This is a genomic window from Enterobacter cloacae complex sp. 2015409 (assembly GCF_041365315.1).
In the GTDB taxonomy this organism is placed as follows: domain Bacteria; phylum Pseudomonadota; class Gammaproteobacteria; order Enterobacterales; family Enterobacteriaceae; genus Enterobacter; species Enterobacter pseudoroggenkampii.
In genome coordinates this window covers 2,061,215-2,085,660 of record NZ_JBFTVM010000001.1, presented here as the reverse complement: position 1 = coordinate 2,085,660, position 24,446 = coordinate 2,061,215, and the positions used below count along the sequence as shown (strand labels likewise).

Annotated in this window: 21 protein-coding genes; 11 read left to right on the top strand and 10 right to left on the bottom strand. The window is 55.1% G+C overall.

All coding sequences use genetic code 11. The annotated features are described in order from the left end of the window. Positions 1 to 4: 4 nt before the first annotated feature. Genes ssuD through ssuE form a run of 3 tightly spaced genes read right to left on the bottom strand, consistent with a single transcriptional unit; the run spans position 5 to position 2,677 of the window. Positions 5 to 1,150, bottom strand: a complete 1,146-nt coding sequence (gene ssuD / locus ACDO57_RS10235) for an FMNH2-dependent alkanesulfonate monooxygenase (RefSeq protein WP_024907776.1) — start codon at positions 1,148 to 1,150, stop codon at positions 5 to 7. Next, entirely contained in the window at positions 1,147 to 2,109 is a 963-nt protein-coding gene (locus ACDO57_RS10230; RefSeq protein ID WP_024907775.1) for a sulfonate ABC transporter substrate-binding protein, read from the bottom strand. Before ACDO57_RS10230 ends, ssuD begins: the two co-directional genes overlap by 4 nt. Further along, positions 2,102 to 2,677 (bottom strand): NADPH-dependent FMN reductase, encoded by a 576-nt coding sequence (gene ssuE, locus ACDO57_RS10225; RefSeq protein ID WP_024907774.1) that lies wholly within the window; start codon positions 2,675 to 2,677, stop codon positions 2,102 to 2,104. The genes ACDO57_RS10230 and ssuE overlap by 8 nt, the downstream gene beginning before the upstream one ends. A 248-nt stretch (positions 2,678 to 2,925) precedes the next feature. On the opposite strand from ssuE, the gene pyrD reads away from it, so the two are divergent. Beyond that, positions 2,926 to 3,936 carry a quinone-dependent dihydroorotate dehydrogenase gene (pyrD, locus tag ACDO57_RS10220; RefSeq protein WP_032649152.1) on the top strand — a complete coding sequence of 337 codons (1,011 nt, stop codon included), beginning with the start codon at positions 2,926 to 2,928 and terminating at the stop codon, positions 3,934 to 3,936. Positions 3,937 to 4,102: 166 nt separating this feature from the next. Next, positions 4,103 to 4,645 (top strand): cell division protein ZapC, encoded by a 543-nt coding sequence (gene zapC / locus ACDO57_RS10215; protein ID WP_024907772.1) that lies wholly within the window; start codon positions 4,103 to 4,105, stop codon positions 4,643 to 4,645. Here the strand turns inward: zapC and ACDO57_RS10210 are convergent. Then, positions 4,642 to 5,751 carry a YcbX family protein gene (locus tag ACDO57_RS10210; protein ID WP_370883925.1) on the bottom strand — a complete coding sequence of 370 codons (1,110 nt, stop codon included), beginning with the start codon at positions 5,749 to 5,751 and terminating at the stop codon, positions 4,642 to 4,644. The genes zapC and ACDO57_RS10210 overlap by 4 nt on opposite strands. Before the next feature lie 98 nt (positions 5,752 to 5,849). Between ACDO57_RS10210 and rlmKL the strand changes: the two genes are divergently transcribed. The 6 genes from rlmKL to rmf all read left to right on the top strand — a co-directional run bounded on the left by rlmKL (position 5,850) and on the right by rmf (position 13,777). Further along, a complete protein-coding gene (gene rlmKL / locus ACDO57_RS10205) occupies positions 5,850 to 7,958 on the top strand; it encodes a bifunctional 23S rRNA (guanine(2069)-N(7))-methyltransferase RlmK/23S rRNA (guanine(2445)-N(2))-methyltransferase RlmL (RefSeq protein ID WP_023311022.1) in 2,109 nt (702 codons plus the stop codon). A gap of 12 nt (positions 7,959 to 7,970) precedes the next feature. After that, positions 7,971 to 9,878 (top strand): ABC transporter ATP-binding protein, encoded by a 1,908-nt coding sequence (locus ACDO57_RS10200; RefSeq protein ID WP_024907770.1) that lies wholly within the window; start codon positions 7,971 to 7,973, stop codon positions 9,876 to 9,878. A gap of 13 nt (positions 9,879 to 9,891) precedes the next feature. Beyond that, a complete protein-coding gene (gene pqiA, locus ACDO57_RS10195; protein ID WP_024907769.1) occupies positions 9,892 to 11,145 on the top strand; it encodes a membrane integrity-associated transporter subunit PqiA in 1,254 nt (417 codons plus the stop codon). Positions 11,146 to 11,149: 4 nt separating this feature from the next. Beyond that, positions 11,150 to 12,790, top strand: coding sequence for an intermembrane transport protein PqiB (gene pqiB / locus ACDO57_RS10190; protein ID WP_061715628.1), 1,641 nt, complete (start codon positions 11,150 to 11,152; stop codon positions 12,788 to 12,790). After that, entirely contained in the window at positions 12,787 to 13,353 is a 567-nt protein-coding gene (gene pqiC / locus ACDO57_RS10185) for a membrane integrity-associated transporter subunit PqiC (protein ID WP_024907767.1), read from the top strand. Before pqiB ends, pqiC begins: the two co-directional genes overlap by 4 nt. Before the next feature lie 256 nt (positions 13,354 to 13,609). Continuing rightward, complete coding sequence (gene rmf / locus ACDO57_RS10180) at positions 13,610 to 13,777, top strand: ribosome modulation factor (RefSeq protein WP_013097261.1); 168 nt, start codon at positions 13,610 to 13,612, stop codon at positions 13,775 to 13,777. A 71-nt stretch (positions 13,778 to 13,848) separates the two neighbouring features. Here rmf and fabA read toward each other — a convergent pair whose 3' ends face one another. Next, positions 13,849 to 14,367, bottom strand: coding sequence for a 3-hydroxyacyl-[acyl-carrier-protein] dehydratase FabA (gene fabA / locus ACDO57_RS10175; protein ID WP_008499931.1), 519 nt, complete (start codon positions 14,365 to 14,367; stop codon positions 13,849 to 13,851). 68 nt (positions 14,368 to 14,435) lie between these two features. Beyond that, complete coding sequence (locus ACDO57_RS10170) at positions 14,436 to 16,196, bottom strand: Lon protease family protein (protein WP_061715627.1); 1,761 nt, start codon at positions 16,194 to 16,196, stop codon at positions 14,436 to 14,438. Between the two features lie 186 nt (positions 16,197 to 16,382). Between ACDO57_RS10170 and matP the strand changes: the two genes are divergently transcribed. Further along, a complete protein-coding gene (gene matP / locus ACDO57_RS10165; RefSeq protein ID WP_008499929.1) occupies positions 16,383 to 16,835 on the top strand; it encodes a macrodomain Ter protein MatP in 453 nt (150 codons plus the stop codon). A gap of 63 nt (positions 16,836 to 16,898) precedes the next feature. On the opposite strand, the gene ompA is transcribed toward matP, so the two are convergent. Both ompA and sulA read right to left on the bottom strand, forming a co-directional pair. Next, a complete protein-coding gene (gene ompA, locus ACDO57_RS10160; RefSeq protein WP_024907765.1) occupies positions 16,899 to 17,954 on the bottom strand; it encodes a porin OmpA in 1,056 nt (351 codons plus the stop codon). A 354-nt stretch (positions 17,955 to 18,308) separates the two neighbouring features. Next, the gene (sulA, locus tag ACDO57_RS10155; RefSeq protein ID WP_024907764.1) at positions 18,309 to 18,818 is read right to left on the bottom strand and encodes an SOS-induced cell division inhibitor SulA; all 510 of its coding nucleotides are present in this window, start codon (positions 18,816 to 18,818) and stop codon (positions 18,309 to 18,311) included. A 217-nt stretch (positions 18,819 to 19,035) separates the two neighbouring features. On the opposite strand from sulA, the gene ACDO57_RS10150 reads away from it, so the two are divergent. Continuing rightward, positions 19,036 to 19,662, top strand: coding sequence for a TfoX/Sxy family DNA transformation protein (locus tag ACDO57_RS10150; protein ID WP_023311030.1), 627 nt, complete (start codon positions 19,036 to 19,038; stop codon positions 19,660 to 19,662). Here ACDO57_RS10150 and yccS read toward each other — a convergent pair. Both yccS and ACDO57_RS10140 read right to left on the bottom strand, forming a co-directional pair. Further along, a complete protein-coding gene (gene yccS, locus ACDO57_RS10145) occupies positions 19,619 to 21,781 on the bottom strand; it encodes a YccS family putative transporter (RefSeq protein ID WP_148769585.1) in 2,163 nt (720 codons plus the stop codon). The two genes, ACDO57_RS10150 and yccS, sit on opposite strands and share 44 nt — an antisense overlap. A gap of 19 nt (positions 21,782 to 21,800) precedes the next feature. Then, positions 21,801 to 22,247 carry a YccF domain-containing protein gene (locus ACDO57_RS10140; protein WP_032649128.1) on the bottom strand — a complete coding sequence of 149 codons (447 nt, stop codon included), beginning with the start codon at positions 22,245 to 22,247 and terminating at the stop codon, positions 21,801 to 21,803. A 123-nt stretch (positions 22,248 to 22,370) separates the two neighbouring features. Here ACDO57_RS10140 and helD point away from each other — a divergent pair, with 123 nt between their 5' ends. Next, positions 22,371 to 24,425 (top strand): DNA helicase IV, encoded by a 2,055-nt coding sequence (helD, locus tag ACDO57_RS10135; RefSeq protein WP_370883924.1) that lies wholly within the window; start codon positions 22,371 to 22,373, stop codon positions 24,423 to 24,425. Positions 24,426 to 24,446 lie beyond the last annotated feature (21 nt).

The following is a 24,446-nucleotide window of genomic DNA, read 5'->3' as shown; positions in this document are numbered from 1 at the left end:
CTCCTTAGCTCTGTGCGGCTTTGCGTGGAATAAACTCGTTCGCCACGGCTTCGCCCTGAAGCTGAAGCCGCTGCGGCTGTGGAATTTCCGGAATGGCGACATCCAGATGCGGGAATAACAGCTCGCCCACCTTGTACGCCTCTTCCAGATGCGGATAGCCGGAGAGAATAAAGCTATCGATGCCCAGCTCTGCGTATTCATTAATTCGCGCGGCCACGGTCGGTCCGTCGCCGACCAGCGCTGTGCCTGCACCGCCGCGCACCAGACCGACGCCTGCCCACAGGTTCGGGCTGATCTCCAGGTTCTCGCGCTTGCCGTTGTGCAGGGACGCCATTCGGTGCTGCCCGACGGAGTCGGTTTTGGCAAATGCGGCCTGGGCTCTGGCGATCGTTTCATCATCCAGATGCGAAATCAGGCGGTCCGCCGCCTGCCAGGCTTCTTCATTGGTTTCGCGGACAATCACATGCAGGCGAATGCCGAAGCGCACCTTGCGGCCATGGGCGGCCGCCTTAGCGCGGACCTGGGCAATTTTTTCTTTCACCAGCGCAGGCGGTTCGCCCCAGGTCAGATAGAGATCGACCTGCTCTGCCGCCAGATCCTGGGCCACATCCGACGATCCGCCAAAATAGAGCGGCGGGCGCGGCTGCTGCACCGGCGGGAAGTAGAGTTTCGCGTCGCGAACGTGGATATGCTTGCCTTCAAAGGTAACGGTTTCACCTTCCAGCAGACGTCGCCAGACGCGGGTGAACTCGGCGGAGGCTTCATAGCGCTCGGTATGGTCGAGAAATACCCCATCGCCCGCCAGCTCCTGCGGATCGCTGCCCGTCACCAGGTTAAACAGGGCGCGGCCGTTGGACAGTCTGTCCAGCGTTGCCGCCTGACGCGCCGCCACGGTGGGGGAGACAACGCTCGGGCGTAACGCAACCAGGAACTTCAGACGCTGGGTGACCGGGATCATCGACGCGGCCACGAGCCAGGCATCTTCACATGAACGTCCGGTCGGGATCAGCACCCCGGTGAAACCGATTCGGTCCGCCGCCTGCGCAATCTGCTGCAGGTAGCCGTGGTCAACCGGGCGCGAACCCTCTTCTGTACCAAGATAGTGTCCGTCACCGTGGGTGGGTAAAAACCAGAAAAGATTCAGACTCATGATTTAGCTCCTTCTTTGCCTGCGGGCTGCCAGATGCGTTCGCGAATAGTGACCTGTTTCGGCACCAGGTGGTTTTGATAGAAAAGGTCAGCCGTTTGTTGCTGAAGCGCGGCGACGTGGGCGTCCACGGGCGTGATGGTGGTCGGTGGACGGTGGTTGAGATAGCTCGCGATCACCGGTTCAGGTAAGCCCATGGTTTTCGCCAGCAGGGTAATGCTCTCCTGGCGCTGGGTCTGGGTCAGCGCATCGGCCTGGGTAAAGGTATCCAGTACGCCCTGAATAAATGCGCCGTTCTTTTCCGCATAAGGACGCGCGGCCAGATAGAACGAACCGGTCTGCTTCAGCGTGGTGCCGTCTTTCAGCACGCGAACGCCGCCCTGCAGCAATGCGGCGGAGTAGTACGGATCCCAGATGGCCCAGGCATCAACGTTCTTCTGCTGGAACGCGGCGCGCGCGTCGGCAGGCGTCAGGTAAACAGGTTGAATGTCAGTGAACTTGAGTCCGGCTTCTTGCAGGGCACGCAGCAGCAGGTTGTGTGAGCTGGAACCCTTCTGGAATGCGACCTTATGCCCTTTAAGATCGGCGACGCTTTTGATATCGCTGTTTTCAGGCACCAGGATCACCTCGGCCTTCGGCTTGGGCGGCTCAACGCCAACATAGACGAGATCCGCTCCCGCCGCCTGGGCGAATATCGGCGGAATATCACCCGTACTGCCGAGATCGATACTGCCGACGTTCAGGGCCTCCAGCATCTGCGGGCCAGCCGGGAACTCCACCCAGGAGAATTTGGTGTCCGGGAAGCGTTTTTCCAGAAGCTGGTGGCTTTTCGCCAGCACCATGCTGACGCTGCCTTTCTGATAGCCAATGCGTAAACTTTCCGGAGCCGTTTCTGCGGCATGGGCCAGCGAGGAAAGCGCCATCAGACCTGCCAGGCCGATACGGGTTAATGTTTTAAACATGTGCGACTCCTTGAGCCTGACCAAACGCCGGCGCCTGGATATCCCTGCGGTGCAGAGCATGCCAGAAGGTTTCCAGGGCAGTATCGAGGCGGGTTTGCAGGTTCGGCGTAAAGTGAGGTTTATGTTGATAATCGATAACCTGGGAGTCATCGGCGAAAACGCCGTGGAGGATCTCCTGCGCTTTCAATGCGTTCAGCACCGGCTTCAGGGCATAATCCACGGCCAGTAAATGGGCAACCGTACCGCCTGTTGCCAGCGGCAGCACGACTTTGCCGTCCAGGGCACGTTCCGGAAGCAGATCGAGCAGGGTTTTCAGCGCCCCGGAAAAAGAGGCTTTATAAATGGGCGTTGCCACAATTAGGCCGTCAGCGCCGTTAAGCTGCTCGATGAGCGTTTTAAGCGCAGGGCTGTCGAAACGGGCATAAAGCAGATCTTCAGGTTCGAAGTTATGCAGGTTCCAGTGGCACACTTCCACATCCAGGGCATTGAGTTTTTCGCGGGCATATTCCAGCAGGGCGCTGGATCGCGAAGGGAATCGTGGACTTCCGGCCAGGGTAATGACGCGCATACTTCCTCCTTATAACTAATTGTTTGCTTTTATCTAACATTCATAACAATTTTCAGGAGTGTGACACCGCGCGGTTATTCCACTAAATGATTTATCTGCAATTAAAATGCGAAAAAGTGCATAAGAAATAGACAGGGAGGTAAACGATTGCGTTTTACGCTGATTTTTTGCCGCAGGTCAATTCCCTTTCGCGCGTGGATCGCCCATAATCCCCTCCCGGTTTGCACACCGGGAATCCAGGAGAGTTCATGTACTACCCCTTCGTTCGTAAAGCTCTTTTCCAGCTCGACCCTGAGCGCGCTCATGAATTTACAATGCAGCAATTACGTCGTATTACCGGAACGCCGCTGGCCGCGCTGGTGCGTCAGCATGTCCCGGTAAAACCTGTGCAGTGCATGGGTCTGACCTTTAAAAACCCGCTGGGTCTGGCGGCTGGTCTGGACAAAAATGGCGAGTGTATTGATGCCCTGGGCGCGATGGGCTTTGGCTCCATTGAAATCGGGACCGTCACGCCGCGCCCGCAGCCGGGAAATGACAAGCCGCGCCTGTTCCGCCTGGTTGAAGCCGAAGGGCTGATCAACCGCATGGGCTTTAATAACCTTGGCGTTGATCACCTTGTTGAGAACGTTAAAAAAGCCCACTTTGACGGAATTCTGGGCATCAATATCGGCAAAAATAAAGACACGCCGGTCGAGCAGGGTAAAGATGACTATCTGATTTGTATGGAAAAAGTCTACGCCTATGCCGGTTATATTGCGGTGAATATTTCTTCACCCAATACTCCGGGGTTGCGCTCCTTACAATATGGCGAAGCGCTGGACGATCTTCTGAGTGCCATTAAAAATAAGCAAAATGAACTCCAGACGATCCACCATAAATATGTTCCGGTCGCGGTTAAGATCGCCCCGGATCTTTCTGCCGAAGAATTGATCCAGGTTGCCGACAGTTTAGTTCGCCATAATATTGATGGTGTGATTGCAACCAATACCACCCTCGATCGCTCCCTCGTGCAGGGAATGAAAAACTGTGACGAAGCGGGTGGGTTAAGCGGACGTCCGGTACAATTAAAAAGCACCGAGATTATTCGCGCCCTGTCTGCGGAATTAAAAGGACGCCTGCCGATTATTGGCGTCGGTGGCATCGACTCCGTGATTGCTGCGCGCGAGAAGATGGCGGCGGGTGCGTCACTGGTGCAAATCTATTCCGGCTTTATTTTTAAAGGACCACCGCTGATTAAAGAAATCGTTACTCATATCTAATCTTTTCTCTTAATCAGACAACCAGGGCTTTATTTCCAGCCCTGGTTGTTTTATATTCCGTCACTGTTGCTTATTTAGACATTATAGTCTTTTATTAATGGTGTTATAAACGAAGCGGCGATCAGGACATTTTTAGTATAGGACGTTTCGGGGACGGGAGAGAAACATGCGAATTAAACCTGACGATAACTGGCGCTGGTATTTTTGCGACGAGCATGATCGAATGATGCTCGATTTAGCCAATGGCATGTTGTTTCGCTCTCGTTTCGCCCGCCGAATGTTAACCCCGGACGCGTTTTCCCCGTCGGGCTTTTGCGTTGACGATGCGGCGCTTTATTTCTCTTTCGAAGAAAAATGCCGCGATCTGGTGCTTTCTAAAGAGCAGCGTGCTGAGCTGGTATTAAATGCGCTGGTGGCTATCCGCTTCCTGAAACCGCAAATGCCGAAAAGCTGGCATTTCCTGCCGCACGGTATGAACTGGACCCCGGCAACGGGTGACGCGGCGAGCGTCAATCTGAGCGATACCGCAGAAGAGGTAAGCCTGCTGGTGGTTGAGCCTGGTGAAAATGCTGCGCTCTGCCTGCTGGCCCAGCCCGGCGTAACCATTGCCGGGCGGACGATGCAGCTTGGCGATGCCATTAAAGTGATGAACGACAGGCTGAAGCCACAGCTGCGCGTAGATTCTTTCAGCCTCGAACAGGCGGTTTAAGCTTCCAGCTGTACGGACGTTTTCGGTATGCAGCTACAGCACAGAATTGTGCCGTCATTTCCAATTGCCGATTTTTTCAACGCACTTACTTCGCCATCCACCAGCCTGATGCGGCAGCATCCGCAAATGCCTGCGCGACAGGAATAGGGGACGCGAATACCTGCCTGCTCCAGTTGCTCCAGTAATACCTGTTGGTTGTTGCCACGGATGATGTTTCCCTGCCAGTGAATATCTACCGCAGAGGCGACATTCGTCACAACGTCGACCATTTCTTCTTCCTGACCTGAGCCGTACACTCTTGCAGGCCCTCGGGCAAGGATCTCTACCTCATCACCAACGCGGATTGCACCGCTGGAGCGCGGGATCAGGTTCTGGCCGAAATCCACATCGCCGTTGTCCTGCGCGGTGCGGAATGACTGCAGCGTCTTCAGCGGTTCGCCGGAAGGGTGCTTCTGGCCTTTCTCCGGGCTCACCGTGGTGAAAATGCAGCGGCTACAGGGTTTTACGACATCAAAGATGACGCTGCCAATGCGGATCACTTTCCAGGTGTCTTCGTCCCAGGCGTCGACACCGGTCACCACCAGGTTCGGACGAAACTGTTCCATCTGAACGCTGGCTTTGCAGCGGCCTTGTAAATCACGCAGCGAGGCTTCGTTAGTCAGCAGGAACGGGAAGCCATCGGCGAAGGAGAGGGGAACGGCGTCGTGGCGTTTCACGCGACGCGTCAGCTCAGGCCCAACCCAGCGCAGCTGCACGTCACGGGAAAAGAAGCCGCTCAGCCAGCGGTTAATCTCATCCGGGGCGATGCGCGCGGTAAAATGGTTACCCCACACTTCCGTTGGCGCATCGACGGGCGCAAAATCCGCAAAGCGAATCACCGCGCTGGAACCGTCCGGCGCGGTAAGGTGCAAACCGTCGTGAAGCGGGGAAGGGGTAAAGCGAACCATCTGCGGGAACTGGCGTGCGGTAATGAACGTACCGTCAGGCTCGGTGACCATAAAAATACGATCGAAGGCGAATCCGCTCATGTCGGCCAGCGCGTGAGAGACGCCGATGCCGCGCATGGATTTCACCGGATGAATAAAAAGCCTGGATAACGTCGCCACTGCACACTCCCACAAATGAAAATAAGCCTTCAACTTTATGACATACACGCCATATTAGCTATAATGCGCGACAATTTTCTAAGAGTAAAAGTGACGATATGAATTCTCTGTTTGCCAGTACGGCCCGTGGGCTGGAAGAGCTGTTAAAAACTGAACTGGAAAGCCTGGGCGCACAAGAGTGCCAGGTGGTTCAGGGTGGTGTCCATTTTGAGGGCGACACGCGGCTTATTTACCAGAGCCTGATGTGGAGCCGTCTGGCGTCGCGCATCATGCTGCCGATGAAGGAGTGCAAGGTTTATAGCGACCTTGACCTCTATACCGGCGTACAGATGATCGACTGGACAGAGATCTTCACCCCGAATGCCACCTTTGCGGTGCATTTTAACGGCGTGAACGACGAGATCCGCAACAGCCAGTACGGTGCCCTGCGCGTAAAAGACGCCATTGTGGACTGCTTCACGCGTAAAAATAAGGAACGTCCAAACGTCGATCGTGAAAACCCCGATCTGCGTATTAACGTCTGGCTGAACGGCGACACGGCGAGTATCTCTCTCGATCTGAGCGGTGCAGGCCTGCATCTGCGCGGCTACCGCGATCGTACCGGTATGGCGCCAATTAAAGAAACGCTGGCGGCCGCCATTGTCATGCGCTCCGGCTGGCAGCCGGGTACGCCGCTGCTCGATCCGATGTGTGGTTCCGGTACGTTGCTGATTGAGGCGGCCATGCTGGCAACCGATCGCGCGCCGGGCCTGCATCGCGGTCACTGGGGCTTTAAAGGCTGGGCACAGCACGATGAAGCGCTCTGGAAAGAGGTCAAAGACGACGCGCAAACCCGCGCGCGCAAAGGTCTGGCGGAGTATACCTCCCACTTTTACGGTTCGGACAGCGACCCGCGCGTCATTGAACGCGCGCGCAGCAACGCCCGTCGCGCCGGTATCGGCGAGCTGGTCACCTTCGAAGTGAAAGACGTGGCGAACCTGACCAACCCGTTGCCAAAAGGCCCGTACGGTACCGTGATCAGTAACCCCCCATACGGCGAGCGTCTCGACAGCGAGCCTGCGCTGATTGCTCTGCACAGCCTGCTGGGCCGCAATATGAAGGACTACTTCGGCGGCTGGAACCTGTCTCTGTTTAGCGCCTCGCCGGAGCTGCTGAGCTGCCTCCAGCTGCGCGCCGATCGCCAGTTTAAGGCCAAAAACGGCCCGCTGGACTGCGTGCAGAAGAACTACCATCTGGCAGAGAAAGCTGCCGACAGCAAGCCGTCCGGCGTGGCGGAAGATTACGCCAACCGCCTGCGCAAGAACCTGAAGAAATTTGAGAAGTGGGCGAAGCAGGAGGGCATTGAATGCTATCGCCTGTACGATGCCGACCTGCCGGAATACAACGTGGCGGTTGACCGCTACGCGGACTGGGTGGTGATTCAGGAATATGCGCCACCGAAAACCATTGATGCGCAGAAAGCGCGTCAGCGCATGCTGGACGTTATCGCGGCCACCATCGCCGTGCTCGGCATTGCGCCGAACAAGCTGGTGCTGAAAACCCGCGAGCGTCAGAAAGGGAAAAACCAGTATCAGAAGATGGGTGAAAAGGGTGACTTCATCGAAGTGGGCGAATACAACGCGCGCCTGTGGGTCAACCTGACCGACTATCTGGATACCGGTCTATTCCTCGACCACCGTATCGCCCGCCGCATGCTGGGCCAGATGAGTAAAGGCAAAGATTTCCTCAACCTTTTCTCCTATACCGGCAGCGCGAGCGTGCATGCGGGTCTGGGCGGTGCGCGGAGCACCACCACGGTGGATATGTCCCGTACCTACCTGGAATGGGCGGAGCGCAACCTGCGTCTTAACGGCTTAACCGGACGTCAGCATCGCCTGATGCAGGCCGACGTGCTGGGCTGGCTGCGCGACACCGACGAGCAGTTTGACCTGATCTTTATCGATCCGCCGACCTTCTCCAACTCCAAGCGTATGGAAGATAGCTTTGATGTACAACGCGATCACCTGCGCCTGATGACCGACCTGAAGCGCCTGCTGCGCAAAGGCGGCACCATTATGTTCTCGAACAACAAACGCGGCTTCCGTATGGATCATGACGGCTTAGCAGCCCTGGGACTGAAAGCACAAGAAATCAGCCAAAAAACGCTGTCTCAGGACTTTGCCCGTAACCGTCAAATCCATAACTGCTGGTTGATTACCGCGGTCTGAAAGGAAAAATAAATGTCTTTAATTAGTATGCACGGCGCGTGGCTCTCTTTCAGCGACTCACCGCTTCTCGACAATGCAGAACTGCACATCGAAGATAACGAGCGCGTCTGTCTGGTGGGCCGTAACGGCGCGGGTAAATCCACGCTGATGAAAATCCTCAACCGTGAACAGGGTCTGGATGACGGGCGTATTGTTTACGAGCAGGATCTGATTGTCTCCCGCCTGCAGCAGGATCCACCGCGTCACGTGACCGGCAGCGTTTACGATTTCGTGGCGGAAGGGATCTCCGAGCAGGCTGAATACCTGAAGCGCTATCACGAGATTTCGCATCTGGTGATGACCGATCCGAGCGACAAAAACCTCAACGAACTGGCGAAAGTGCAGGAGATGCTCGATCACCACGGTCTGTGGCAGCTTGAAAACCGCATTAATGAAGTACTGGCGCAGCTCGGTCTGGAACCCGATATGGAGCTGTCGGCGCTCTCCGGCGGCTGGCTGCGTAAAGCGGCTCTGGGCCGCGCGCTGGTCAGCGGGCCGAAGGTGCTGCTGCTGGACGAACCGACCAACCACCTGGATATCGAAGCGATTGACTGGCTGGAAGGTTTCCTGAAAACCTTCAGCGGCACCATCATCTTTATCTCGCACGACCGTTCGTTTATTCGCAATATGGCGACGCGCATTGTCGACCTCGACCGCGGCAAGCTGGTGACCTATCCCGGCGATTACGATACGTATCTGCTGGAGAAAGAAGAAAACCTGCGCGTGGAAGAGTTGCAGAATGCCGAGTTCGACCGCAAGCTGGCGCAGGAAGAGGTCTGGATCCGCCAGGGCATCAAAGCCCGTCGTACCCGTAACGAAGGCCGCGTACGTGCCCTGAAGGCGATGCGTCGCGAGCGCAGCGAACGCCGTGAAGTGATGGGCAGCGCCAAAATGCAGGTGGAAGAGGCGTCCCGTTCCGGCAAGATTGTCTTCGAAATGGAAAACGTCAACTATCAGGTCGACGGTAAAGTGCTGGTGAACGATTTCTCCGCGCAGGTGCAGCGAGGCGACAAAATTGCGCTCATCGGCCCGAACGGCTGCGGTAAAACCACGCTGCTGAAACTGATGCTGGGCCAGCTGCAGGCCGACAGCGGACGTATTCACTGCGGGACCAAGCTGGAGGTCGCCTACTTCGACCAGCACCGCGCGGAGCTGGATCCGGACCGTACGGTGATGGACAACCTCGCCGAAGGTAAGCAGGAGGTGATGGTAAACGGTAAGCCGCGTCACGTGCTGGGCTACCTGCAGGACTTCCTGTTCCATCCGAAACGCGCCATGACGCCGGTGCGCGCGCTGTCCGGCGGTGAGCGAAACCGCCTTCTGCTGGCGCGCCTGTTCCTGAAGCCAAGCAACCTGTTGATCCTCGATGAACCGACGAACGACCTGGATGTCGAAACGCTGGAATTACTCGAAGAGCTGATTGACGGCTATCAGGGTACCGTGATGCTGGTCAGCCACGATCGTCAGTTCGTGGATAACACCGTGACCGAGTGCTGGATCTTCGAAGGTGAAGGGCGAATTGGTCAATACGTAGGCGGTTATCATGATGCAAAAGGGCAGCAATTGCAGTCTCTGGCGCAGAAACAGTCAAAGTCCAAAATAAGTTCTGAACCTGCTGTAACAAAAGCAGAAACTGTCAAGAAAACCTCGGCTAAACTAAGCTATAACCTGCAGCGCGAACTGGAGGGGCTACCGCAGCGTCTTGAAGAGCTGGAAGCCGCGCTTGAGGATTTGCAAAAACAGGTTGCTGATGCGTCATTCTTTACTCAATCGCATGACTATACTCAGAAAGTACTGTCAGAAATGTCCGCGGCTGAAAAAGCCCTGGAAGAAGCATTTGAGCGCTGGGAGTACCTTGAGTCTCTGAAAAACGGCGCATAAACAGGGATAACATATGTGTGACCAGCACCATGCCGACAGGCATATTTTATGCTCGCAATGCGATATGCTCGTGGCGTTGCCAGAGCTTGGTCACGGACATAAAGCCCTGTGTCCACGTTGCGGTGCGACGTTGACAACCGAGTGGGACGCGCCGCGGCAGCGTCCCACTGCTTACGCTCTGGCAGCATTGTTCATGCTGCTGCTCTCCAATCTCTTCCCCTTCATCTATATGAAGGTGGGGGGGATCACCAGCCAGGTAGATTTGCTTGAAATTCCGGGCGTGATGTTCTCGGAAGATTACGCCAGCCTCGGTACCTTTTTTCTCCTGTTTGTCCAGATAGTCCCGGCTTTTTGCCTGGTCGTTATCCTTTTGCTGGTCAACCGCGTCAGGATGCCGGCACCGCTGAAAATCCGACTGGCGCGTATCCTTTTTCAACTCAAAAGCTGGGGGATGGCCGAGATCTTTCTGGCGGGGATTCTGGTCAGCTTCGTGAAGCTCATGGCATACGGCGACGTGGGGATTGGCAGCAGCTTTATTCCCTGGTGTCTGTACTGCGTTCTGCAGCTGCGTGCCTTCCAGTGCGTGGACAGGCGCTGGGCGTGGGACGATATCGCGCCAGCGCCGACGCTTGCACAGACGGTGAAGGTCGGCGTACCCGGTATTCGTCAGGGGCTGCGTTCTTGCCCATGCTGCACCGCCGTGCTGCCCGCCGATCTCGACGTTTGTCCGCGCTGCGAAACAAAGGGGCACGTACGCCGTAAAAATAGCCTTCAGTGGACGATGGCGCTGCTGGTCACATCCATCATGCTGTATCTGCCAGCCAATATTCTGCCGATCATGATCACCGATTTGCTCGGTGACAAAATGCCCTCGACGATCCTCGCCGGGGTGATACTGCTCTGGGGCGAAGGTTCTTATCCGGTCGCCGGCGTCATCTTTATCGCCAGTATTATGGTGCCCACCTTAAAAATGATTGCCATTGCCTGGCTCTGTTGGGATGCGAAAGGGCATGGAAAACGCGATAGCGAACGCATGCACCTGATTTATGAAGTGGTCGAGTTTGTCGGACGCTGGTCAATGATTGACGTGTTTGTCATCGCCGTTCTCTCTGCACTGGTGCGGATGGGCGGTTTGATGAGTATTTATCCCGCGATGGGGGCTTTAATGTTTGCACTGGTCGTGATTATGACCATGTTTGCGGCCATGACCTTCGACCCTCGTTTATCGTGGGATCGTGAGCCTGAATCAAGCCATGAGGAAGAGTAAGAGCATGGAAAATAAGAGTGGAGAGGCGAAAGTGCAGAAGGTCAAAAACTGGTCGCCGGTGTGGATTTTTCCCATCGTGACTGCGCTGATCGGTGCATGGATCCTGTTTTATCATTACAGCCATCAGGGACCGGAAGTCACGCTGATAACCACCAATGCCGAGGGGATTGAGGGCGGTAAAACGACTATCAAAAGCCGAAGCGTGGATGTGGGCGTGGTGGAAAGTGCAACCCTGACCGACGATTTAACCCATGTGGAGATCAAGGCGCGCCTTAATGCCGGCATGGAAAAACTGCTGCACGGCGATTCCGTTTTCTGGGTCGTTAAGCCGCAGGTGGGGCGTGAGGGAATCAGCGGCTTAGGGACGCTGCTTTCGGGCGCCTACATTGAGCTGCAGCCTGGCGCTAAGGGTAACCAGCCAGCCAAATACCAGCTTCTGGATTCACCGCCGCTTGCACCACCTGATGCCAAGGGTATCCGCGTGATCCTCGACAGTAAAAAAGCAGGTCAGCTTACGGCGGGCGACCCGGTCCTGTTCCGCGGCTACCGCGTGGGATCGGTTGAGAAAAGCACGTTTGATCCGCAGAAACGCGCGATCAGCTATCAGCTCTTCATCAATGCGCCAAACGATCGGCTGGTCACCAGCAATGTCCGTTTCTGGAAAGACAGCGGGATTGCGGTGGATCTGACCTCGGCAGGTATGCGCGTTGAAATGGGTTCGCTGACCACGCTGTTTGGCGGCGGCGTAAGTTTTGACGTGCCGGAAGGCCTGGATTTAGGGCAGCCGGTCGCAGAGAACACCGCTTTCCGTCTCTTTGACGATCAAAAAAGCATTCAGGATGCGCTCTATACCGATCACGTCGACTTCCTGATGTTCTTCAAAGATTCTGTCCGCGGTCTGCAGCCGGGGGCACCTGTTGAGTTCCGCGGTATTCGTCTCGGTACGGTTGGACAAGTTCCGTTCTTCGTCCCGGGCCTGAGCCAGATGCTGGATGATGACTATCGTATTCCGGTGCTGATCCGCATCGAACCGGAGCGTCTGCTAAACCAGATTGGCGAAAATCAGGATATTGCTGCCCATATCTCTCAACTGATGGAACGCGGCCTGCGTGGATCGTTGAAGACGGGTAACCTGGTGACCGGTGCGCTGTATGTGGATATGGACTTCTACCCGAAAGCACCGCCGATTACCGGTATCCGTGAATTCGGTGGATATAAGATCATCCCAACGGTGAGTAGCGGCCTGGCGCAGATCCAGCAGCGTCTGATGGAGACGCTGGATAAGATCAACAATCTGCCACTGAATCCGATGATTGAAGCGGCGACGAACTCTTTGAGCGAAAGCCAGGCAACGATGCGTCGTCTGCAAACCACGCTGGATAACATCAACAAGATTACGGCGAGCCAGAGTATGCAGCAGCTTCCGCAGGACATGCAGAAAACGCTGCGTGAGCTGAACCGCAGTATGCAGGGCTTCCAGCCGGGTTCAGCGGCCTACAACAAGATGGTGGCAGATATGCAGCGTCTTGATCAGGTCTTACGTGAACTGCAGCCGGTGCTGAAAACGCTCAACGAGAAGAGCAATGCGCTGGTGTTCGAAGCGAAAGATAAAAAGGATCCTGAGCCGAAGAGGGCAAAAGAATGAAAAAGTGGCTATTGATGGTTGGTGCTCTGCTGTTAACGGCGTGCAGTTCAGGAGTAGATAATAAAAGCTACTATCAGCTGCCTGTGGCGACCCACAGCGGTGGGCAAAGCACGGCCAGTCAGGGAAACCGTCAGCTGTGGGTTGAGCAGGTTGCGGTGCCGGATTATCTGGCAGGAAACGGCGTGGTCTATCAGACCAGCGACGTTAAATACGTGATTGCGACGAACAACCTGTGGGCCAGCCCGTTGGATCAACAGCTGCGCAACACGCTGGTGGCCAATCTGGGCAGTCAGCTACCGGGTTGGGTTGTCGCGTCGCAGCCGTTGGGTAACGACCAGGATACGCTGAACGTCACCGTAACGGGCTTCCACGGCCGTTATGATGGTGCGGTGGTGATCAGCGGGGAGTGGTTGCTGAATCATCAGGGACAGCTGATTAAGCGTCCTTTCCATCTGGAGCTGAAGCAGCAGAAAGATGGCTATGACGAAATGGTTAAAGTCCTGGCTCAGGGTTGGGCACAGGAGTCAGCCAGCATCGCGAGGGAAATTTCCCGGCTGCCATAAGTAAAATTCATCATCAAAAACCGCAGTTGGCCTCTCGCTGATTGCGGTTTTTTTTTCGTTTTCACTTCAGTTTGTTACTTGTGCTGCATCACAATTTTTGTACAAATGAACTTCCAGGTAGCTCACAAATATGACACCCGTATGAATTTTGAACATTGACGATGGGGCTAATTCGGGGTATTCGTTATCTGTGCCTGTACATTGAGTGCAGACACTGTTTTCTTTCCACCAGACAAAAGAATGAGGGAAACGAGGCATGAAGAGACAGAAACGAGATCGCCTGGAACGGGCTCATCAACGTGGTTATCAGGCCGGCATCGCTGGACGTTCTAAAGAAATGTGTCCTTATCAGACGATAAATCAAAGGTCACAATGGCTTGGAGGCTGGCGAGAAGCCATCGGCGACAGGGCACTCATAGCCTGATAACGTCTCTTTCAAAAAAGAAACCTCCGCATTGCGGAGGTTTCGCCTTTCCGGGAGTGCGAAAAGCACAATCAGAACGCAGAAGTATCCTGGAACAGGCCAACCTTCAGGTCGCTTGCGCTATAGATCAGACGGCCGTCTACCAGCACTTCGCCATCTGCCAGGCCCATAATCAGGCGGCGGTTAACGATGCGCTTGAAGTGAATACGATAGGTCACTTTCTTCGCTGTAGGCAGAACCTGGCCAGTGAATTTGACTTCGCCCACGCCCAGTGCGCGGCCTTTACCTTCACCACCCAGCCAGCCCAGATAGAAGCCAACCAGCTGCCACATCGCATCCAGACCCAGACAGCCAGGCATTACCGGATCGCCGATAAAGTGGCAACCGAAGAACCACAGGTCCGGGTTGATATCGAGTTCTGCTTCTACGTAACCCTTATCGAAGTTGCCGCCGGTTTCGGTCATTTTCACGACACGGTCCATCATCAGCATGTTCGGGGCCGGTAACTGTGGGCCTTTTGCGCCAAACAGTTCACCGCGACCAGAGGCAAGAAGATCTTCTTTTGTATAGGATTCGCGTTTATCTACCATGTTCTCAGTAAGCCTTATTTTAGTGAAGGACGCAGGATAGCTAACACGTGTACGCTGAACAAGTCCGATCAGTTCGAACTAAACCAGCCCAGCCAGCGTAACGGCCATGGATAACGATGACGAGCATCCTGCTGTGTCGCCTGAGCAATGCGCTCCTGGATAGTCTGCATCAGGGTGGTTTGCCCTTCGCCATCCCATACCAGGTTTGTCAGTAAGGGTAGTGCATCCTCAATCCCTTCGATGGCCCAGATAGCGAACTGCTCTTGTTCAACCGCATCCAGAATCTCCTGACTGAGGCTTAAATGGCGTGCGTTGGGAGCCGGGATAATCACACCCTGCTTGCCGTTTAAACCGCGCTGCTGACAGATAGAGAAGAAGCCTTCAATTTTCTCGTTGAGGCCTCCCACTGGCTGGGCGCGGCCGAACTGGTCCACCGAACCGGTGATCGCGATGTTCTGATTGATGGGCACTTCCGCCAGGGCGCTGATTAAGGCGCACAGCTCGGCCATAGAGGCGCTGTCGCCATCCACTTCGCTGTAGGATTGCTCAAACGTCAGCGAGGCGGAGAAGGGGATCTGTTGCTCAAGCTGCAGCTCTGACATCAAAAACGCCTGCATGATCATCATGCCTTTGGCGTGAATGTTTCCGCCCAGCTCGGCTTTCCGTTCAATATCGGTAAACTCGCCATCGCCAATGTGCACAACGCAGCTGATACGGGACGGCTCCCCGAATGCGCGCGGATGGCCTGGAAATTCAATCACAGACAGGGCGTTAATCTGCCCGACGCGTTCGCCTTCGGTTTCCACCAGAATTTGTTCGAGCAGAATTTCATCCTGCATACGGTCAGCAAGATAGCCTTCTCGCCACTCACGCTGAGCCAGCATCTGAGTGAGCTGTTCACCGGTGAACGCCCCGTCACCACTGATCACACCCACTTCACGCAGCTGTTTGCCGATCCAGAGCGGGCAAAGCGGCAGCGTTTCCTGGTCACCGGTGTAGCGTACCGCTTCGCGGATTAAGCCCGGCCATGCGTCAGCCGCAGGGGTTGGCAGCGCAGAACGTTCTGCTACAGCCATCACCCACTGGCACCACTGCGCCATATCGTCGGCATCAGCAATCTGGATGTTGTCTTCGTATTCGCTATACACGGCCTGCTCAGCCAGTTCCGGCTCCATTTCCTGGAAGTCCGCCAGCGATTCACGGTCGCCCGTTAGCACGACGGTCAGCGACAGCGGCATAGAGGGAACAGAGACGGGCAGAGGACGAGACTCATCGTAGCCGACCCAGTCGAAACGCTGCTGGTGCACGATGGTTTTCAGACGCATCCACAGCAGCGGCTGCGAGAGCAGGGTGCGCAGTGAAATGATCAGAACACCGCCATTTGCGCGATGTACCAGCCCAGGCTGCAGCGAAAGCTCGCCGTTAAACTGGCGCAGACAACCAAAGAGTTGTTCAGCCTCGACCCAGTTAGCGGTAATCACCTCACCCTTAGCGGCAAAATGGCCGTCGGCCTGTGCCGCCGGTTCGAAAGTGACATCATGTCCCGCGATACGATACTGGCCGCCAAAAACGACGTTCGCTTCCGGCTTTAACTGACGCACGGCATCCCCGAACAACGTCAGGTATTCCGCTTCTTCCGGGGCTTTGAGCAGCATGAAAGGCGCAGTTGCCCATGGGCTTAAGACCTGCTCCAGCGCGTAATGCAAACGGGGCTGCGTATCGCTAAGGATGAATTCGTGTTCTTTTGCGAGTTCGGGCTGTGCAAACTGTTCCTGATAACTTTCGGTATCCGGAACAAGGTCACGCCATGCAAGTTTCGTAATGGTCAAAGTTGATGTTTTTTAGTCAGATGTAAAAGCGTGGAGTATACCGTAAGCGGGGGGCTGTACCCAAGCAGGATCGGGTATTTCGACAGGGCGATTGGCTGCATTCACTCACAGGATATGATTTCTTTTCAGCAGATTGCTAAAAAACTGATATTCTGAACAGAGTTACGTGGTAACACTGAGATCGCAATGAAATATCAACAACTGGAAAATCTCGAAAGCGGCTGGAAATGGAAGTACCTGGTCAAAAAGCACCGTGAAGGGGAGCTGATCACCTGCTACATCGAAGCCAGCGCTGCACAAGAAGCCGTGGATATTTTGCTGACCCTCGAAAATGAACCGGTACAGGTTAACGGCTGGATTGAGAAGCACATCAATCCTGCCTTGTTAAACCGGATGAAGCAAACGATCCGCGCGCGACGCAAACGGCATTTTAATGCTGAGCATCAGCACACGCGAAAAAAATCAATCGACCTTGAGTTCGTTGTCTGGCAACGTCTGGCTGGGCTGGCACAACGACGGGGTAAAACGCTTTCGGAAACCATCGTGCAGTTGATTGAGGATGCCGAACATAAAGAGAAGTACGCCAACCAGATGTCGACGCTGAAGAACGACCTTCAGGCGCTGTTGGGTAAAAAATAGATTTTTCTTTTCTTCAGACAATAAAAAACCCCGCATGGCGGGGTTTTTTTATAAGACGATAACTTATGCCGCTGGCTGAGTTACAACGTCTTTGATGCCTTTAACTTCGATCTCTACGCGACGATCTGGAGCCAGGCAGTCGATCAGTGCAGCGCGAGCTTTCACGTTGTCACAGGTGTTGCCAGTAACTGGGTTAGATTCGCCCATACCACGTGGGGAGATCTTGTTAGCTGGGATACCTTTAGAGATCAGGTAATCAACAACAGACTGAGCACGTTTCTCAGACAGTTTCTGGTTGTAAGCGTCAGAACCGATACGGTCGGTGAAGCCCAGAACCACTACAGAACCGTCTTTAGGATCCAGGTTGCTCAGCTGAGAGTACAGCTGATCCAGTGCCTGCTGACCTTCTGGTTTCAGAGTTGCTTTGTTGAAGTTGAACAGAACGTCAGACTTCAGAGTGAAGTGCTTGGTCTGTACTTCTGGAGCTGGAGCCGGCGCTGGAGCAACAACTGGTGCTGCTTCTTCCTGCTGGCCGAAACGGTAGGAAACACCTACGCTCAGCATGCCGTTGTCTGGACGAACACCAACGGTGTTGCCGTCGCCGATGTTGTTAACCCACTGGTATTCCAGACGGGTAGCGATGTCACGGGTCATAGCCCACTCAACGCCACCAGCGAATACTGGGGAAACACCGGTGTCATGGTCGCTACCAACCTGGTTGTTGCTGGAGTCAGCGCGCCATACCATGCCGCCCAGACGGGTGTACACGTCCAGATCGTCAGTTACTGGGTAACCCAGTTTAGCGGTCAGCTGAACGCCCTGTGCTTTGAAAGCGCCGTTTACGGTGTCGCCTTTGTATGGCATACGACCTAACCAGTCGTAACCCATTTCAAAACCAACATACGGGTTAACCTGATAGCCACCGAACGCACCTGCACCAAGCTGGCTCTCGTGAGTCGGGCCATCGTTGTTCAGGTCTTTGTTGTACCAGCCGGTGTCGTGGAACTGAGACCAGCCCAGTTTACCACCTGCATACCAGGTATTATCTTTCGGAGCGGCCTGCGCTACGGTAGCGAAGCCAGCCAGTGCCACTGCAATCGCGATAGCTGTCTTTTTCATTTTTTGCGCCTCGTTATCATCCAAAATTCGCCATGAAAGTCTCAAGAGAGAATCACGGTTAAATCCTTCACCGGGGGGCGTGGTCAAATATAAATCTACCGATATCTTCGGCTTAGGCCGAGCACCCCTGGCGATGTAAAGTCTACAACGTAGCTGAAAACTTACAAGTGTGAAGTCTGTCAGGCATATGAAAAAAAAAGTTCCGTATACCGATTATTTAACATTTTTAGAACGAATTTTGTGCAATAAAATGAAGGAGAACCGCACCAGACAAGCCTTGCCGCAATTTTCAGACCGGGAACTTTAATGCCATCTTGTGGTCGAAAAAAATTCCAGGAAAAATCTTAATTTCACTCAATGATACAAATTTGAGTGAATTTTTAGCCCAGAAAGTTGTCCTCTGCGGTAAGAATCCGATCGAACCGGACGCATAATGAACCCGATCGCACTCCCTTCTTCAGCGGCTTCAGTCAGACGGAAATGTTCCTCTTCCGTCAATTCTTCGGGTAACCATCCAATTACCACGCTGTAATTTCCGGTGCGTAACGCGCGGATCATCGACTCAACGGTATCGCACGGCGAGAGCTGATTAATCTGCATGACCTTGGTCAGCGGAAGGCCAGCGGACTGAACCCACTCACGGCTCAGTTTTTGTTGAGGCGTGAGCCAAAGCTGCCAGCGCGATTGCTGACCAAGCTGTTGTAATAACGGCAACAACAGAAGTTGCGTCAACAGGGGCTGGTCTTCACGATAAACCACTTCACTGATAAGCCCTGTGGAAACACGCTCGACGGAATTCTGCGCGACATTGCCTGCGGCAGAAGAGAGAGAGATTGCGCGATTTGCATAGCCTGAAGTGTGCATATTCATTCCAGCCCTGTAGTTACTGTATGGATATACAGTAACCCCTGTATGCATAAAGATCAACCTCATTTTCGGAAAGCGACTCGCAAAATTCATTCAATCTTGATGCCCCTCGAAAAATCATCTTGCTCAACGGCGATAAGTTGCCTATTTTCCTGCTAACGGATCCGCTAGTAAGAAATTTCGTTGTTATTTTATGATTTTGAAGGGAAATATCATGAAAAAGATATCTTATGAACGGATTTATAAATCCCAGGAATACCTCTCCCCGTTGGGCGAGATTCATCATCGTGCGCTGTTTGGAGGGTACACCCTGGCGGTGGATGATGCGGTTTTTGCCATGGTGTCTGATGGCGAGCTTTATCTTCGGGCTTGTGAGGAGAGTGCGAAATACTGTGTAAAGAATGCCTCCTCATTTTTGACATTGATGAAGCGAGGCCGCCCGGTGCTGCTCAACTATTATCGTGTGGATGACGGATTATGGCAGGACAGGGAGCGGTTGCTTCAGCTCTCCTCGTTTGCGCTCAGTGCGGCAAGAAAAGAGCGCTATCAGCGCCATCAACGAAACCGACTCAAGGATCTGCCAAACCTGACCTTTCAGCTTGAAGTCTTGCTTTTTGAAGCCGGTATTACCAATGAAGAAACACTCCGGGCGCTGGGTGCCAGAGCCAGCTGGCTGAAGATGCGGGCGAAAAATAAAGCGCTCAGTATTAAAGTTCTCTTCGCACTCGAAGGGGCTATTGAGGGGCTGCATGAGGCGGCACTCCCGGCAGGCATTCGCCGGGAGCTGACGGAGTGGTTTAATGCGCTGCCTGAGCCACAGGAGAATCACTCCTCCAGGTAGCGATTTGCTGTTGCAGCCGGCAAATTTCAGGCAGCAGAGCGATAAGCAGGCCTATCTGCTGAAGAACCAGCGGCGCTTTGCTGTCGTTTCCCGGGTCAAGATGCGCAATGCGTTGCGCCAGTTCATTCAGCGCCTGTTGTACGCGCGGTTCATCGGCTGGGCGGTGATGAAGCGCGTCATCGACATAACAGACGGCGTCATCGAGCAGGTTGAGAATACCCGGGTTGGTGAGTTTCTCGCGGTGGGCACCCAGCGTCGAAATATAGCTGGTAAACGTATGGTTCAGGCAGAGCAGGCGGAACGCGGTCTCACGAATTTCTGCCGTGGCGCGAGGCTCCGTTGACATGTTAGAGACAACGGAGGCCAGTTCTGCATCACTGTTGTGCGCATCACGACGTGCTATCCGGTAAGCCAGGCGGTTATCGCGCCCCTGATGATACTGCTCCAGGATAGCGTCAAGGTATCGACAGTTGGCGTTCATCGCCCTGTCGACCACCCGCGGCAAATTACGGAAACGCCAGTCCGGCCAGATAAAGCTGACCGCGGCCCAGGCAATCGCGCAGCCTATCAGAGTATCGATCACGCGGGGCAGGGCGACTTCAAAGCCTTCACCCAGCAGGTTAAAGCAGAGCAGCACCAGCAGCGTGATGAACATGGTGGCGTGGGCATACTGCACGTTGCGAAACGCGAAGAACAGCACGCCGGTGATGACGATCAGAATCAATTGACCTTCGACGGAAGGCACGAAATAGAGCACCGGAAGGCCGATCGCGACGCCAACCAGCGTACCGATAATACGCAGCGCAAGTCGGTGTCGGGTGGCGTTATAGTTCGGCTGGCAGACGAACAGGCTGGTGAGCAGGATCCAGTAGCCGTGGTGCAGTCCGGTTATCTGAATAAAGGCATACCCCACGCACAGCACCAGCGACATTCTCACCGCGTGGCGAAAGAGAGCCGACTCCGGCGTAAAGTTCCGGCTCAGGCGTAGCCACATATCGCTAACGCTGTGCACGCTGTCATCAGCAAGCTGATTGTCCACCTCACTGCCCGGCAGTGCCATCGCCTGTTCGGACTCAATGGTTGCCAGCTGTGCATCAATCGCCCGCAGGTTGTTCAGCAGAAAGCCCAGCGCTTTGATGTGTTCCGGTGACGTTCCGCTGGCCTGAACGCGGTCGAGCGCCGCATCAAGGTGGCTGAATACCCGTTCAAAGCGGGGATCATGCTGATAGGGCGTGCGCAGCAGAATGGAGCGCGAGAGCCGCTGACACGCCTGAGACTGCATGGAGAGCAGGCGCTGGAAGCGGAACATCACGTCGCTGTAGCGGAATCTCTCGCGCAGTGCGGCATACTGAACGTGCGATGAGCTGGCGCGTTCATGAATATCCTGGGCGGCAAAATAGTAGTGTAAGGTCCTTCGCGTTCCGCGCTGACCGCGATCGCCGCGCAGACGGGTCAGCAGAGAGGCTTTTGTCTGGTTAAGGGTGGCAACCAGCTGGCCGTTTGCCAGCGCCAGATCGTAGAGCGGAGCCTGGCTTTCTTCCTCGATATCCGGGTCGAACAGCCGGGATTTCAGTTCCAGATAGTGGGCTAACTGCTCAAAGCTGCGGGCAAGGTTATCCTGTAGAGGGCGAACCGGGAAGATCAGATGACCGGTTAGCGTCAGCAGGTTATACCAGATGGCGCCCAGCAACAGCAGAACCGGCTGCTGGTACCACTGGTCGTACAGGGAAACGCCCAGCATGGTGTAGATGGCGATCAGCAATGCACCAAAAGCGATGGTGGCATAGCGCTGCCCAAGGCCACCCAGCAAAATAAACCCGCTGGTTGAGAGGGTAAGACCCAGGGCAAACAGCCAGGGCCACGGGAAAAGCAGCTCAACGGACGCTGACGCAATAAAAAAGCAGACAAGCGTAATGACCAGATTACGCAAACGCCCGGCCAGACGATCGTCCAGGTCCGCCAGCGCCCCGGCCACCACTCCCAGCGTGAGCGGAATAGTGAGTTTGACATCATTCAGCCACCAGGGCAGAGCAACCGTGCCGCAAAGCGCGATGAATATCCTGACGTTATAAAGCCAGGTGCTGTTCCAGGTATAACGGCGAAGCAGTGGGCTTAGCATAAACGCGGCCAGTCCTTATTTACTGAAAACGACGACGAGCGTTTGCTTCACGCGCCGCCTGGGCCACTTCTACCGGAACAACCCTGCGACCGACGGGCCAAAGGGCGATAGCGGCGATCTTAAAGTTCGCGATCCCCACCGGAATACCAATAATCGTGATGCACTGTGCAATACCGGCAAAAATATGCATGATGCACAGCCACCAGCCGAAGAAAATGAGCCACAGAATGTTCAGCAGGGTTCCGCCCGTATTCATCAGGGCGTTTTTGTTCTCCGGATTCAGCTCGTCAACGTGGATGGCTTCATTCCCGTAGGGGATTAAGGAGAGTTTTGTGATTTCCCAGCAGGAACGGGTCAGGGGAAGCGTGAAAATCAGGACGATGCTCACCAGCGTGGCAAAAAGCCAGGAAAGGGTGGTGGCAAAACCGCCCAGCACAAAATTCAACACATTCAGAACGGTACGCATAAACCCTCACTTCCTTTCGATAAAATTAACGCCCAATGATTGTAACGTTTTTTTAGGCTGGAGCACCTTAAAACTGGCAGTTAAACTGTCAGGTAAATTATCTCTTCGTGGATTTGGCGGAACATGGAACTGAAAGCAACGTCGTTAGGCAAACGCCTGGCGCAACACCCTTACGACAGGGTTGTTCTCCTTAATGCCGGGGTGAAAGTCTCCGGGGAACGCCACGAATATCTTATTCCGTTTAATCAGCTTCTGGCTATCCACTGCAAACGCGGGCTGGTGTGGGGCGAGCTGGAGTTCGTTCTCCCTGACGATAAAGTCGTGCGTCTTCACGGCACCGAGTGGACGGAAACTCAGCGTTTCCACCATCACCTGAACGCGCTCTGGCAGCAGTGGAGCCAGGATATGAGCGTGATTGCCGCCCAGGTGCTCCAGCAGGTGCTGGACGATATCGCGCAAAGCAACGCGCAACACGCGTGGCTGACCCGTCAGCAGACCGCCGGGCTGCAGCAAAAGATCCGACAGGCACTCTCGGCGCTGCCGCTTTCCGTGACGCGTCTCGACGAGTTTGACAACTGTCGCGACGCCTGGCGCCAGTGTCAGGCCTGGCTGAATGATAAGGATAAAAGCCGTCTCGCCCATAATCAGGCCTGGACGGACGCCATGCTCACCCAATATGCCGACTTTTTCAGTACGGTGGAATCGTCACCGCTCAATCCGGCCCAGGCGCGCGCGGTGGTTAACGGCGAGCAGTCGCTGCTGGTGCTGGCGGGGGCCGGTAGCGGTAAAACGTCGGTGCTGGTGGCGCGTGCCGGCTGGCTGCTGACGACCGGGGAAGCGGTAGCCGATCAAATTCTGCTTCTGGCTTTTGGCCGCAAGGCTGCCCAGGAGATGGACGAACGTATCCAGGAACGCCTGCACACCCGGGATATCACGGCCAGAACCTTTCATGCCCTTGCGCTGCATATTATTCAGCAGGGCAGTAAAAAAGTACCTTCCATCAGTAAGCTGGAAAACGACGCGCAGGCGCGTCAGGCGCTGTTCATCAAAACGTGGCGCCAGCAGTGCAGTGAGAAAAAGGCGCAGGCAAAAGGGTGGCGTCAGTGGCTGGAGGAGGAGCTCAGCTGGGACGTGCCAGAGGGTAGCTTCTGGCAGGATGATAAGCTGGCGCGTCGGCTGGGTTCGCGACTTGACCGCTGGGTCAGCCTGATGCGAATGCACGGTGGATCGCAGGCAGAGATGATTGAAAGCGCGCCGGAGGCGATCCGCGATCTGTTTTCGAAGCGGGTCAAGCTGATGGCTCCGCTACTGAAAGCCTGGAAAACCGCGCTGAAAGAGGAAAATGCCGTTGATTTCTCCGGCCTGATCCATCAGGCCATCATCATTCTTGAGAAGGGGCGTTTTGTCAGCCCGTGGAAGCATATTCTGGTGGATGAGTTCCAGGACATCTCTCCGCAGCGTGCAGCGTTGCTCTCAGCGCTGCGGGCGCAAAATAAGCATACCTCGCTGTTTGCGGTGGGGGACGACTGGCAGGCCATCTATCGCTTCAGCGGGGCGCAGCTCTCCCTGACAACCGCATTCCACCACTATTTTGGCGAAGGCGATCGCAGCGATCTGGACACGACCTACCGCTTCAATTCACGGATTGGTGAAATCGCCAACCGCTTTATCCAGCAGAACCCGCATCAGCTGGCAAAACCGCTCAATAGCCTGCGGGCAGGGGATAAAAAAGCCGTGACCCTGCTGGCGGACGATCAGCTGGAACCGCTGCTGGACAAGCTCAGCGGCTATGCGAAGCCCGATGAGCGTATCCTGGTGCTGGCGCGTTACCATCACCTCAAACCCGAGGCGCTGGAAAAGGCGGCCACCCGCTGGCCGAAGCTGCAGCTTGAATTTATGACGATTCACGCCAGCAAAGGGCAGCAGGCCGACTATGTGATTGTCATGGGGCTGAAAGAGGGCAGCGACGGTTTCCCGGCTCCGGCCCGCGAGTCGGTAATGGAACAGGCCTTGCTGCCGGTGCCGGAAGACTTCCCGGATGCCGAAGAGCGGCGTTTGCTGTATGTGGCTATCACCCGCGCGCGCCATCGCGTGTGGCTGCTGTTCAATAAAGAGGAGCCATCCGTGTTTGTCGATATCCTGAAGAGTATTGATGTGCCGGTAGCGCGTAAACCATAACGACGTCAGGGAAGGTTTTGT

Excerpts from the sequence above, each read along its gene's own strand:
- ssuD (WP_024907776.1), bottom strand. The coding sequence starts at position 1,150 with ATGAGTCTGAATCTTTTCTGGTTTTTACCCACCCACGGTGACGGACAC.
- ACDO57_RS10230 (WP_024907775.1), bottom strand. The coding sequence starts at position 2,109 with ATGTTTAAAACATTAACCCGTATCGGCCTGGCAGGTCTGATGGCGCTT.
- ssuE (WP_024907774.1), bottom strand. The coding sequence starts at position 2,677 with ATGCGCGTCATTACCCTGGCCGGAAGTCCACGATTCCCTTCGCGATCC.
- pyrD (WP_032649152.1), top strand. The coding sequence starts at position 2,926 with ATGTACTACCCCTTCGTTCGTAAAGCTCTTTTCCAGCTCGACCCTGAG.
- zapC (WP_024907772.1), top strand. The coding sequence starts at position 4,103 with ATGCGAATTAAACCTGACGATAACTGGCGCTGGTATTTTTGCGACGAG.
- rlmKL (WP_023311022.1), top strand. The coding sequence starts at position 5,850 with ATGAATTCTCTGTTTGCCAGTACGGCCCGTGGGCTGGAAGAGCTGTTA.
- ACDO57_RS10200 (WP_024907770.1), top strand. The coding sequence starts at position 7,971 with ATGTCTTTAATTAGTATGCACGGCGCGTGGCTCTCTTTCAGCGACTCA.
- pqiA (WP_024907769.1), top strand. The coding sequence starts at position 9,892 with ATGTGTGACCAGCACCATGCCGACAGGCATATTTTATGCTCGCAATGC.
- pqiB (WP_061715628.1), top strand. The coding sequence starts at position 11,150 with ATGGAAAATAAGAGTGGAGAGGCGAAAGTGCAGAAGGTCAAAAACTGG.
- pqiC (WP_024907767.1), top strand. The coding sequence starts at position 12,787 with ATGAAAAAGTGGCTATTGATGGTTGGTGCTCTGCTGTTAACGGCGTGC.
- rmf (WP_013097261.1), top strand. The coding sequence starts at position 13,610 with ATGAAGAGACAGAAACGAGATCGCCTGGAACGGGCTCATCAACGTGGT.
- fabA (WP_008499931.1), bottom strand. The coding sequence starts at position 14,367 with ATGGTAGATAAACGCGAATCCTATACAAAAGAAGATCTTCTTGCCTCT.
- matP (WP_008499929.1), top strand. The coding sequence starts at position 16,383 with ATGAAATATCAACAACTGGAAAATCTCGAAAGCGGCTGGAAATGGAAG.
- ompA (WP_024907765.1), bottom strand. The coding sequence starts at position 17,954 with ATGAAAAAGACAGCTATCGCGATTGCAGTGGCACTGGCTGGCTTCGCT.
- sulA (WP_024907764.1), bottom strand. The coding sequence starts at position 18,818 with ATGCACACTTCAGGCTATGCAAATCGCGCAATCTCTCTCTCTTCTGCC.
- ACDO57_RS10150 (WP_023311030.1), top strand. The coding sequence starts at position 19,036 with ATGAAAAAGATATCTTATGAACGGATTTATAAATCCCAGGAATACCTC.
- yccS (WP_148769585.1), bottom strand. The coding sequence starts at position 21,781 with ATGCTAAGCCCACTGCTTCGCCGTTATACCTGGAACAGCACCTGGCTT.
- ACDO57_RS10140 (WP_032649128.1), bottom strand. The coding sequence starts at position 22,247 with ATGCGTACCGTTCTGAATGTGTTGAATTTTGTGCTGGGCGGTTTTGCC.
- helD (WP_370883924.1), top strand. The coding sequence starts at position 22,371 with ATGGAACTGAAAGCAACGTCGTTAGGCAAACGCCTGGCGCAACACCCT.